Origin of the sequence: Streptomyces sp. NPDC058157, from assembly GCF_042884105.1 — a bacterium.
Lineage (GTDB): Bacteria > Actinomycetota > Actinomycetes > Streptomycetales > Streptomycetaceae > Streptomyces.
In genome coordinates this window covers 1-11,292 of record NZ_JBHVUQ010000214.1, presented here as the reverse complement: position 1 = coordinate 11,292, position 11,292 = coordinate 1, and the positions used below count along the sequence as shown (strand labels likewise).

General features: G+C 76.9%; 6 protein-coding genes and 1 pseudogene. 4 read left to right on the top strand and 3 right to left on the bottom strand.

Annotated elements, in window-relative coordinates; translation table 11 throughout:
• Positions 1–255: pseudogene (locus tag ACFVXK_RS32865) on the bottom strand (hypothetical protein); the annotation flags it as partial.
• Between ACFVXK_RS32865 and ACFVXK_RS32860 the strand changes: the two are divergent.
• On the top strand, positions 248–622 hold the full coding sequence (locus ACFVXK_RS32860; RefSeq protein ID WP_389619076.1) for an NPCBM/NEW2 domain-containing protein: 375 nt from the start codon (positions 248–250) through the stop codon (positions 620–622). The pseudogene ACFVXK_RS32865 and the gene ACFVXK_RS32860 sit on opposite strands and share 8 nt — an antisense overlap.
• Here ACFVXK_RS32860 and ACFVXK_RS32855 read toward each other — a convergent pair.
• On the bottom strand, positions 609–3,815 hold the full coding sequence (locus tag ACFVXK_RS32855) for a BTAD domain-containing putative transcriptional regulator (RefSeq protein WP_389619073.1): 3,207 nt from the start codon (positions 3,813–3,815) through the stop codon (positions 609–611). The genes ACFVXK_RS32860 and ACFVXK_RS32855 overlap by 14 nt on opposite strands.
• Positions 3,816–4,131: 316 nt before the next feature.
• On the opposite strand from ACFVXK_RS32855, the gene ACFVXK_RS32850 reads away from it, so the two are divergent.
• A complete protein-coding gene (locus ACFVXK_RS32850; protein WP_389619070.1) occupies positions 4,132–5,313 on the top strand; it encodes a peptidase S8 in 1,182 nt (393 codons plus the stop codon).
• Between the two features lie 2 nt (positions 5,314–5,315).
• Here the strand turns inward: ACFVXK_RS32850 and ACFVXK_RS32845 are convergent, their stop codons facing one another.
• Positions 5,316–7,511: an asparagine synthase-related protein gene (locus ACFVXK_RS32845; RefSeq protein WP_389619067.1), complete on the bottom strand. Its 2,196-nt coding sequence runs from the start codon at positions 7,509–7,511 to the stop codon at positions 5,316–5,318.
• Positions 7,512–8,164: 653 nt separating this feature from the next.
• On the opposite strand from ACFVXK_RS32845, the gene ACFVXK_RS32840 reads away from it, so the two are divergent.
• Entirely contained in the window at positions 8,165–9,763 is a 1,599-nt protein-coding gene (locus tag ACFVXK_RS32840; RefSeq protein ID WP_389619064.1) for a sporulation protein, read from the top strand.
• A gap of 20 nt (positions 9,764–9,783) precedes the next feature.
• Complete coding sequence (gene lhgO, locus ACFVXK_RS32835) at positions 9,784–11,016, top strand: L-2-hydroxyglutarate oxidase (RefSeq protein WP_389619061.1); 1,233 nt, start codon at positions 9,784–9,786, stop codon at positions 11,014–11,016.
• Positions 11,017–11,292 lie beyond the last annotated feature (276 nt).

The following is an 11,292-nucleotide window of genomic DNA, read 5'->3' as shown; positions in this document are numbered from 1 at the left end:
GGCCCCGGCGGCGGGGGGTCCCGTACCGCCCGCGCGCACCGCGGCGCCGTCCGCGTCGGCGCCGCGGCCCGCGTCGCCGACGGTGTCCGTCCCGGCGCCGGTGACCCCGTCCGCGTCCCGGCCGCCGAAGCCGTCGCCTTCGCCTTCGCCGTCCCGGCCGAAGCCCACGCCGTCGCCGCAGCCCGCCCGGGCGTTCCCGCTGGCCCGGCTGGAACACTCGGCCTTCGGCGGGCACACCGGTCCCGAGGTGGACACCTGGAACAGCAGCTGGGTGTGGCAGCGATGGGGGCTGGTGGCCGGCGGGCAGCGGTTCGGGCAGGGGATCACCGTCAACTCCCGCTCCTCGGTGGAGATCACCCTCAACCGGCAGTGCACCTCCTTCTCGGCGCGGGCCGGGGTGGACGGGCTGTCGCTGCTGACCGACGGGACGGTGCGGTTCTCCGTCTACGCCGACGGGCAGCGGCTGTGGCGTTCGGGCGCGCTCGGCTACGCGGACGCCCCGGCGGCCGTCGAGGTGCCGCTCACCGGGCGCTCGACGCTGCGGCTGGTGGTGGAGCAGGCCGGGCAGGGGAGCCTGCCGACGCTGGCGAGCTGGGCCGACGCGGTGATCAGCTGCCGCTGAGCGGGGCGTGCCGGGTGATCTCGGCGACGACCTCGGCGGGGGTCAGGCCGCGGCCCTCGGCTTCCGCGCGGGCCTGGGCGTCCGCCCCGAGGGCGGCGAGGGTGCGGGCCGGGAGCCCCTCCAGGACGGCCTGCTCCGGCACCGAACGGGGCTGGCCCGCCCGCCAGGTGCCGGCGGCCGCGAGGACCCGTACGCTCGCCGCCGGACGGTCCACGCCGGCCAGGAACAGGGCCGCGGCCTCGGCGAGGCAGGCCAGGACGCGTTCGGCGCAGTGGGCGGCCACCGCCTCCGCGAGGGCGGGTCCGATCCGGGCGAGGCCCGCCTGCGGCCCCTGCTCGCGGGCGGCGAGGGCGGCTTCGACGACGTCCAGCCCGGCGGCGAGCTGCGGGGGCGGGTTGATCTGTGCCGCCTCGGCGCGGGAGCGGGCGCACTCGGTGCGGGCCCGCTCGTCGTCGCCCCGGCGCAGGGCGAGCATCGCGGACAGGAGCCGGGCGAAGGAGCTCACGTCGTACACCCCGCCGTGCCGGTCGGCCTCGCGGTCGGCTTCGGCGAGGAGCCGTTCGGCGGTGTCGTAGTCCCCGGAGCAGTAGGCGGCCTCGGCGATGCGGGCGAGGGCGAAGGGGGCCTCGATCTGGGCGCCGACCTCGCGGGCGAGGCGCAGGCACTCCTCGTACTCGGTGCGGGCGGTGTCGTACTGGCCGCGGGAGAGGGCGGCCTCCCCTGCGGCGCTGGCCACCTGGGCGCGGATCCAGCGGTCGCCGCTGCGGCGGGCGATGTCGTGGAGTTCGGCGAGGTCGGCGTCGACGGTGTCGAGGCCTCCGGTCATGTCGATGGCGGAGTGGGCGCGCATCAGGAGGGTGACGCCGAGTTCCCAGTCGCCGGCGTGGCGGCGGCAGTTCTCCACGGACCGGGCGAGGTCGGGGTGGAAGCCGGCGGCGTCGCCGGTGAGGAAGGCCGTCGCGGGCCAGAGCATGCCGGGGAAGCGGGTGGTCTCCGGGGAGCCCTCGCGGAAGACCTCCCTGATGCGGGTGGCGACGGCGGCGAACTCGGGCGTGCGGAAGCCGGCGGCGCCCTTGCTCTCGGTGAGCAGGAACATGTGCAGGACCTGCAGGCGCATGGCGTACCAGTACGCGGGTGAGCCCTGGGGGGCGTCGTCCGGGGTGGCGGCGAGGACCCGGCCGGCCCACTCGGCGCCTTCGGCACGGTAGTTGCGCAGCCACAGGAACCAGGCGAGGGCGGTCACCAGCCGCTGGGCGGCCTCCAGGTCCGGGTCCCGGTCGGTGGTGGTGTGGAGGACGGAGCGGAGGTTGTCGAGTTCGGTCTCGACGCGCCGGATCCAGGGGAGCTGGTCGGCGGAGCGCAGCAGCGGTTCGGCGCGTTCGGCGAAGGCCAGGTAGTGGGCGGTGTGGCGGCGGGCGGTGGCGCGGGCCTCGTCGGCGGAGGCGGCCAGGCGTTCGGCGGCGTACTCGCGGATGGTCTCCAGCAGGCGGTAGCGCATGCCGTCGGGGTCGGGGACGGCGGTGACGAGGGACTTGTCGACGAGGGCGCCGAGGGTGTCGGCGACGTCGAGGCCGCCGTGGCCGCAGACGGCTTCGGCGGCGTCCAGGTCGCAGCCGCCGGCGAAGGCGGACATGCGGGCGAGGACGGTGCGTTCGGCGGTGTCGAGGAGGTCCCAGGACCAGTCGACGACGGCGCGCAGGGTCTGCTGGCGGGGCAGGAGGGTGCGGGCGCCGCCGGTCAGGAGGCGGAAGCGGTCGTCGAGGCGGTCGGCGATCTGGCGGGGGGTGAGGAGGCGCAGGCGGGCGGCGGCCAGTTCGATGGCGAGGGGCAGTCCGTCGAGGCGGGTGCAGATCTCGGCGACGGCGTCCGGGTCCTCGTCGGGGCGGAAGCCGGGGCGGGCGGCGGTGGCGCGGTCGGTGAACAGGCGGTGCGCGGGGCCGGGCGGGAGGGGTTCGAGGGAGCGCAGGAACTCGCCCGGTACGCCGAGGGGTTCGCGGCTGGTGGCCAGGATCCGGAGGCCGGGGCAGTGGGTGAGGAGCTTCTCGGCGAGTTCGGCGGCGGCGCCGATCACGTGCTCGCAGTTGTCCAGGACGAGGAGCAGGCGGCGGTGTGCGCAGTGTTCGACGAGGAGGGTGGTGGGGTCGTCGTCGGCGGGGGTCTTCTCGCGGGCGACGAGGCTGTTCTCGCGCAGGCCGAGGGCGCTGAGGACCGCGCCGGGGACGGCGGCGGGGTGGTCGAGGCGGGCGAGTTCGACGAGCCAGCCGGATTCGGGCTGGGCGGCGGCCGCGTGCTCGGCGAGGCGGGTCTTGCCGGAGCCGCCGGGGCCGGTGAGGGTGACGAGGCGGACGCGTGCCAGGTCGTCGGCGAGGGCGGCGAGTTCGGGTTCGCGGCCGACGAAGGAGGTCAGGCGGGGGCGGAGGTTGCCGCGGGGCGGCGCGGGCGGGGGCGGCGGGGGCCGCAGGAGTTCGGCGTGGAGGGCGCGCAGCTGCGGGCCGGGGTCGGCGCCGAGGCCTTCGGCGAGGTCGCGGCGGGTGCGTTCGTAGGCGGCGAGGGCGTCGGCGGGGCGGCCCGCGGCGGCGAGGGCGCGCAGCTGGAGGGCGCGCAGCGGTTCGTCGTACGGGTGCTCGCGGATCAGTGCGTCGAGCTCCGGGAGGAGCGCGGCCGGGGTGGTGGCGCCGCTGCGGAGGTCGGCTTCGACGCGGTCGCGCAGGGCGGCGGTGCGGCGGGCCTCGGGGGCGGCGGCGCGGGTGGTGCGGGCGGGCTCGGGGAGGTCGGTGAGGGCGGGGCCGCGCCAGAGGGCGAGGGCTTCGCGGAGGGTGGTGGCGGCGGTGGCGGGGTCGGTGGTCAGCTGTGCGGCGCCGAGGGCGGCGAGGCGGGTGAAGCGGTGGAGGTCGACGTCCTCGGGGGCGGCGGCGAGGCGGTAGCCGCCGGCGGGCTCGGTACGGATGCTGTCGCGGGAGCCGAGGGTGCGGCGCAGGCGGGCGACGAGGGCCTGGAGGGCGGCGGGGGCGTCCTGGGGCGGGTCGTCGCCCCAGACCTCGTCGACCAGGTCGGCGACGGGGGCCGGCGCCGGGGTGCCGGCGCGGAGGGCGAGGGCGGTGAGGAGTGCGCGCAGGCGGGCGCCGCCGGGGGTGCGGGGGGCGCCGGTCGTCTCGTCGTGGGCCTCGGTGGGGCCGAGGATGAGGTAGCGCACCTGGTCATTCTGCCGGGTCGCTGCGCTGTGCTGCGGGGGGTTTTCTCCCCGCCCCACCCTCCGCCCGTTCCTCCCCCAGCTACCGCTGGGAGGTGCCCCCAGGGGGCTCCGCCCCCGGACCCCCGCGCCTCAAACGCCGGCGGGGCTATATGTAGCCCGCGCGGCGCTTGAGCGCACGTACGGGGTTCGGGGCTCGCACCGCCACCGGAGGGAACGTGGGCGGCCGCCTGGCCGGGGGGAGGCGTGTCGGTCGGTGCGGGGGGCGCGGGGGCGAGGACAGTGACGGCCGTCCCCTCCCCCGTCCCGAAGGAGCGCCATGCGCAGGCGTCTGATCAGCTCTCTGGTGGCCGCTGCGGTGGCCCTCGCCGGTCTGGCCGCCGGTTCCGCGGCCGCTGTGGCGCAGCCCGGTCCGGGCGGTCCGACGTCCCGTCGGGTCTGCCCGGAACGGAACGTCCCCGGCAAGGCGTTCTGCCTGTCGATGGTCCGTACGGACCTGCCGGCGCGGCCGTCCCTCCTGCCCGGGCAGCAGCCGGAGGGCCTGTCGCCGCAGGACATCCGGAGCGCCTACGGGCTGCCGCCCTTCGGCGGGGCCGGGCGCAGGATCGCCGTCGTCGTCGCGAACGACTACCCCGAGGCGGAACAGGACCTGGCCGTCTACCGGCGCCAGTTCCACCTGCCGCCCTGCACCACGGCCAACGGGTGCTTCCGGAAGGTGTACTCGACCGGCACCAAGCCGGGCACCGTGGACCCGATCTGGGCCCTTGAGGCCGGGCTGGACATGCAGGCGGTCAGCGCCACCTGCCCGGGGTGCGGGATCACCCTCGTGGAGGCTCCCACGGCGTTCATCGTCAGCTCCCTCATGCCCGCCGTCGACGTGGCGAGCTTCCTGCCGGGGGTGACGGGTGTGAACGGCAGCTGGGCCATCGCCGAGCAGGCGGCCGAGGGCAATCTCGACTCCCACTTCCGCCCCGGCCTCGTCTACACGTTCGCCTCGGGCGACGTCGGGGGCGTGCCGGTCTACCCGTCCGTCTCCCCCTACGTCACCTCGGTGGGCGGCACCGAGCTGACCCGGGCGTTCAGCCTGCGCGGCTGGAAGGAGAGCGCCTGGTCCGGCACGGGCGGCGGCTGCTCCCCGTACGAGCCCCTGCCCGCCTTCCAGCAGGGGTTCGCTCCCTGCGCCAACCGCTCCACGCCCGACATCTCGGCGGTGGCGTCTCCCGATTCCGGTATGGCCGCGTACGTCTCGACCCCCGGCAACCCCACCGTCGGCTGGCAGGTCGTCGGCGGCACCAGCCTCTCCTCCCCGCTGGTGGCCGGGATGTACGCCCTCGCCGGCCGACCCGGCCCGGACGACCGCCCCAACACCTACCCGTACGCCCACCCGGTCGCCTTCCACGACATCGTCACCGGCATCGCCGGCCCGTACGCCGCGATCCCCGGATACGACCGCGCGAGCGGCATCGGCACCCCCCGCGGCCTGCGCGGCCTGCGGCGTTAGGGCTACCGCCCCGCCGGGCGCGGCAGTGACGGCCGTGCCGGCGGGGTGAGCCTCGGCAGCGGGGCCGGGAGGGGTGGGACCGCTCGGCGGCGCGGGGTCGAGGTGCCCGTCCAGCAGGTGCCCCGGCGGGACATCAGGCGGCGGAGCCACAGTTCCATCGAGACGAGTTCCGCCAGCCCGTCGAGCGGTACGGGCCGCCCGTCGGCGGCGTCGGTCAGGGCCTGGCGCACCACGCGGGCCTCGACGAGCCCGGCGTCGGCCAGCAGCGGTGCGTGGAAGAGGGCCAGCAGGGAGGTGAGGGCGGCGCGCAGCCCGAGGCGCACGGCGGTCTCGTTGGGGCCGGGGGCGGTGACGCCCCAGCCGGGCGGGAGCTCCCGTACCCCGGCGGAGGCCAGCACGCTGCGCAGGATCTCGGCGCGGGCCCCGGGCTGCACCCGCAGGGATTCCGGGAGGGCGCGGGCGGCCCGTACGACCTGGTTGTCGAGGAACGGGGCGTGCAGGCGCTGGCTGCGGACCTCGACGGCCTGTTCGAAGACCCGGTGGTCGGCGGCGTGGCGGGCCAGCAGGGCGCGGGCGCGGGCCTCGCCGGGCCGCAGGGAGAGCGGGGGGCGTCCGGCGGCGGCGCGCAGGCGGATCGATACTTCCGCCAGGGCTTCGCCGGTGAGCCAGCCCGCCGCCGGGCCGGGGCGGGACCAGGTCAGGGCCGCCAGGGAGGCGTCGACGGGCCCGGAGACGGCGGTGGCGACGCCGCCCTCGCGCAGCCGGGCGGCGGCGGCTTCGATGCCGGTGCGGTAGGGCGTGCGGGCGAGGCGGCGGGCGGCGGAGTAGACGGAGAAGGGGACGAGCAGGGGTCCTTCGGGGGCGGAGCGGGCGAGGGCGGCGACGGGGCGCAGCAGGTGGCGGCGCCGGCGGTCGAGCAGGAGGTCGGCCATGCGGGCGGGGTGGGCGTCGAGGACCTGGCGGGCGCCGTGGCCGGTGAAGTGGTCGGCGGAGCCGGCGGCGAGGCGGCGCCGGTCGCGGGCGGCGCTGACGAGGCAGGGGCCGGGTTCGTCGGTGAGGGGGCCGTCGAGGTCGGCGTACGGGAGGGCTTCGTCGGCGGCGGCCACGACGACGTGGTGGAGGCGGGGGTCGGCGGCGAGGGCGTGGGCGCGCTCCAGCTCGGCTTCGCGGCCGCGCGGGGTGGCGAGGTCGTTGAAGGTGACGGCGAGGAGGCGCGAGCCGGAGCCGGGGAGGGTGCCGGGGGCGCCGGGGAGGCCGGCGGCGAGGAGGGCGAGGGTGGCGGAGGCGGTGCCGCCGGAGAGGTCGGCGCCGACGCCGGGGGCGGGGGCGCCGCGGGCGGCGCGGCGGTCGGCGGGGCCCATTCCGGGCACGGGTCCGGGGTCGGGGAGGAGGGTGTCGGGAGCATGCCGGGGGGCTGTGAGCCGGGCGCGCACCGCGGCCGTCAACGCTTCCCGCACGCCCTCGACCGCCCCCGCCGGGTCGGCCTCCGGCGCGGCGACGGCGAGGGAGGCCACGGGCTCGTACCCGGTGATCTCGCGGGAGCCCTCGCGCAGGATCAGGGTGTGTCCGGGCGGGATGCGGCGCACGCCGACGTAGGGGGTGCCGTCGCCCAGGGCCTCGGGGCTGTCGGGGCAGGCGAGCAGGGCGGCGAGGTGGCCGATGTCGAGCTGTGCGCCGATGAGGTCGGCGAGGGGGAGGGCGGCGGTGGCGTACGCGGTGCCGCCCGCCCAGGGGGTGTAGAAGACGGGGCGGGCGCCGGCGAGGTCGCCGAGGACGGTGATGCGCCGGCCGGTCTGGACGACGGCGGTGTAGTTGCCGGGCCACTCGGTGAGGTGGCGCAGGGCGCCGCCGCGGGCGGCGTACAGGGCGCGGCGCAGCTCCTCGTCGCCGGCGCCGCAGCAGCCGAGGACGGCGAGCCGGGTGAAGGGGTCGGCGGGGTCGGCGGTGACGGTGCGGATCTCGTCGGGGCGCCAGTCGCCGACGGCCCAGAGGGGGTCGGGGTCGCCCCACAGGAGCTGGGCGCCGACCGGGTGGACGGTGCGTTCGGCGTCCTGGCCTGCGGGATCGTCGGCGTGGGCGGCGTCGGCGATGCCGCCGTGCAGGGGGGCGTCGTACGCGGTCCCGGCGGCCGGCGGTGGGACGCGTCCGGCCGTGCCGAAGCTCGCGGCGATACTGCTCCACCCGACCAACCAGCGCACCGCCGCCTCCCCCAGCCCGTGGGCACATGACCGGGGCAACGGGCGGCACGGACGATGTGGTCGGCGCTGAGGGCGCGGCCGGCGGGACCCCGGTGGCTCGGGGTCCATGCTGCCACGAGACGGGCGTGCGAGAGCGGCTTCGGGGGGCGCACATGCAAACGAACACGCCTCGGCCACACGGTATTTGGCGTTCCGTTCCCACCGCCCCATAGGTCGGTTTCGGCCATTCTTCGGCCGTACTGGGCGCTCGCACGCGTCTTCGCGCGGGGGCCGGCGGGAGGCCGTGGGGCGCGGTCCGGGAGGCCTGATCGCACCCCCCGGACCGTTCCGCCACCCGCGGGGATTGAGGCAGCGGCATCCCCCGGCCTGCCGGATCCACCCGGCGGGCCGACCCACGCACGGCACATCGAATCGCCGGGCCCGGGGTGCGGCCAGAGCGCACGGCCGGGCGCACGGCCACACGGCCGGAGCACGATCCGAGGCGTGCGCCCCGGGGAGCGGGCCCCGGCGGACTGTGCGCACGGACAACAATCTCGCCATACGGAACTCGGGGCCTTAACGCTTGGGAGGCGGGGAACTACGCTGGGTTTACGAAATGCCGGGCGCCTATGCCCCGGCGGCGTCTGCGTTCCGCGTGTGACGAGGGGTGGCGCATGTCCAGGGAGCTCCGCGAGCCCAACGAGAAGCTCGGCGCCGTCCTCGCCCTGGCGGGCATCAGCAACGCGGGACTGGCCCGGCGCGTCAACGACCTCGGAGCGCAGCGCGGCCTGACGCTCCGGTACGACAAGACCTCGGTCGCGCGGTGGGTGTCGAAGGGGATGGTGCCGCAGGGCGCGGCCCCGCATCTGATCGCCGCCGCGATCGGCGCGAAGCTGGGGCGTCCGGTGCCGCTGCACGAGATCGGGCTGGCGGACGCCGACCCGGCGCCCGAGGTCGGGCTGGCCTTCCCGCGTGACGTCGGCGCGGCCGTGCGGTCGGCCACCGACCTCTACCGGCTGGACCTCGCGGGCCGGCGCGGCGGTGGCGGGATCTGGCAGTCGCTCGCCGGTTCCTTCTCGGTGTCGGCGTACGCGACGCCGGCCTCGCGGTGGCTGATATCGCCCGCGGACAGTTCGGTGGCCCGCGAGCCGGGCCCCGCCGCCGACCCCGGACCGCCCGCCCCCGCGGGCGGTGGTGTGCGTACGGCGGCTCCGGTGCGCGCCACCTCCGTCGCCGCGCCCCGGCGCACTCCGGAAACCCCCGCGCAGGGCGTTGTGCCCGCCCGCCCCGGAACCGAAACCGCGGCCCCGGCGCCCGTCGCCGTGCCCGCGGCGGCGCTCCCGGACGCCTCCCCGCAGCGCGTCGGCCACAGCGACGTGACCAAGCTGCGCGAGGCGGCGGAGGATGCGCGCCGCTGGGACTCCAAGTACGGCGGCGGGGACTGGCGTTCGTCGATGGTCCCGGAGTGCCTGCGGGTGGACGCCGCGCCGCTGCTGCTCGGCTCCTACACGGACGAGGTCGGCCGGGCCCTCTTCGGGGCGACCGCGGAGCTGACCCGCCTCGCCGGGTGGATGGCCTTCGACACCGGCCAGCAGGAGGCGGCCCAGCGGTACTACATCCAGGCGCTGCGACTGGCCCGCGCGGCCGCCGACGTGCCGCTCGGCGGGTACGTGCTGGCCTCCATGTCGCTCCAGGCGACCTACCGGGACTTCCCGGACGAGGGGGTGGACCTCGCCCAGGCGGCCGTCGAACGCAACCGGGGCCTGGCCACCGCCCGCACCATGAGCTTCTTCCGCCTGGTGGAGGCCCGGGCGCACGCGAAGGCGGGGGACTCGGCGGCGGCGGGTTCGGCGCTGCGCGCGGCCGAGGGCTGGCTGGAGCGCTCCCGCGAGGGGGATTCCGACCCGACCTGGCTGGGTTTCTACTCGTACGACCGTTTCGCGGCGGATGCCGCGGAATGCTACCGGGACCTCAAACTCCCCCGACAGGTCCGCCGCTTCACCGAGCAGGCCCTGTCCCGCCCGACGGAGGAGTACGTGCGCTCGCACGGCCTGCGCCTGGTGGTGAGCGCGGTCGCCGAGCTGGAGTCGGGCAACCTCGACGCGGCCTGCGCCGCGGGCACCCGGGCCGTGGAGGTCGCCGGCCGCATCTCCTCCGCCCGCACCACCGAGTACGTACGGGACCTGCTGCACCGCCTGGAGCCGTACGGGGACGAGCCGCGCGTCGCCGAGCTGCGCGAACGGGCCCGGCCGCTGCTGGTGACTCCCGCGTAGCCCCTATTGTCGGTGGCGGGGTGCAAGATGCAGGGGTGGGAGGTGTCAGCGTGGGCGGCGGTGTGGACTGCGATGTGCTGGTGATCGGTGGCGGGATCGTCGGCCTGTCGACGGCGCATGCCCTGTCGAGCCTGGCGCCCGGGACCCGCGTGACCGTCCTGGAGAAGGAGTCCGGGCCCGCCCGGCACCAGACGGGCCGCAACAGCGGGGTCATCCACAGCGGCATCTACTACCGCCCCGGCTCCCTCAAGGCGCGCTTCGCGGTGCGCGGGGCCGCCGAGATGGTGAAGTTCTGCGCGGAGCACGACATCGCGCACGAGGTGACGGGCAAGCTGATCGTCGCCACGGACCGCTCCGAGCTGCCCCGGCTGCACTCCCTGGTCCAGCGCGGCCGGGAGAACGGCATCCCGGTGCGCGAGCTGGGGCCGGCGCAGATCGCCGAGTACGAGCCGGAGATCAGCGGCCTGGCCGCGATCCACGTGGGCACCACCGGGATCGTGGACTACGGCCAGGTGGCCGCGCAGCTCGCCGAGTCCTCCGGGGCGGAGATCGTCTACGACGCCGAGGTGGACCTGATCTCGCGGCGCCCGTCCGCGGTCGCGGTACGCACCACGGCCGGTCAGGTCGTCCGGGCCCGGGTGCTGGTGAACTGCGCGGGCCTCCAGTGCGACCGGATCGCCCGCCTCGCCGGTGACGACCCGGGCATGCGGATCGTCCCCTTCCGGGGCGAGTACCACGACCTGGCCCGCCCGGGCCTGGTCCGGGGCCTGGTCTACCCGGTGCCCGACCCGGCGTTCCCCTTCCTCGGGGTCCACCTCACGCGGGGCATCGGCGGCGGGGTCCACGTCGGCCCGAACGCCGTCCCGGCGCTGGCCCGCGAGGGCTACCGCTGGAGCACGGTCCGGCCGCGCGACCTCGCCACCGAGCTGGCCTGGCCGGGATCCTGGCGGATGGCCGGGCGGCACTGGCGGTACGGGGCGGGCGAGATCCACCGCTCCCTGTCGAAGGCGGCCTTCACGGAGGCCGTGCGCCGCCTCCTGCCGGGGGTCACGGAGGCGGACCTCACCCCCGCCGCGGCCGGGGTCCGGGCGCAGGCCGTCCTCCGCGACGGGACCCTGGTCGACGACTTCCTCATCCGCGAGGCGCCGCGGACGGTGCACGTCCTGAACGCCCCCTCGCCTGCGGCGACGGCTTCCCTCCCCATCGGCCGCGAAATCGCCACCCGCGCGCTCCGCACCCTCCACACCGCCTGACCCCGCCGACCCGGGGCCGACCCCCCGCTGCGCGGGCGAAGCTCCCCGCCCCGCCCTTCCTCCGTTCCCTGGGGCTCCGCCCCAGACCCCCGTCCCAACGCAGGTCGCGCACCTGCGGACCGCGTCCTGGGGGCCAGCCCCCAGACCCCCGCGCCTCAAACGCCGGCGAGACTGGATTTAGCCGAGCCCGGCTGCGTACGCGGCCGGGGGCGGGGACGGGGTGGGGTGTCGTCCGGGGCTAAAACGAGATGACTTCGGCGCCATGCACCGCCAAAC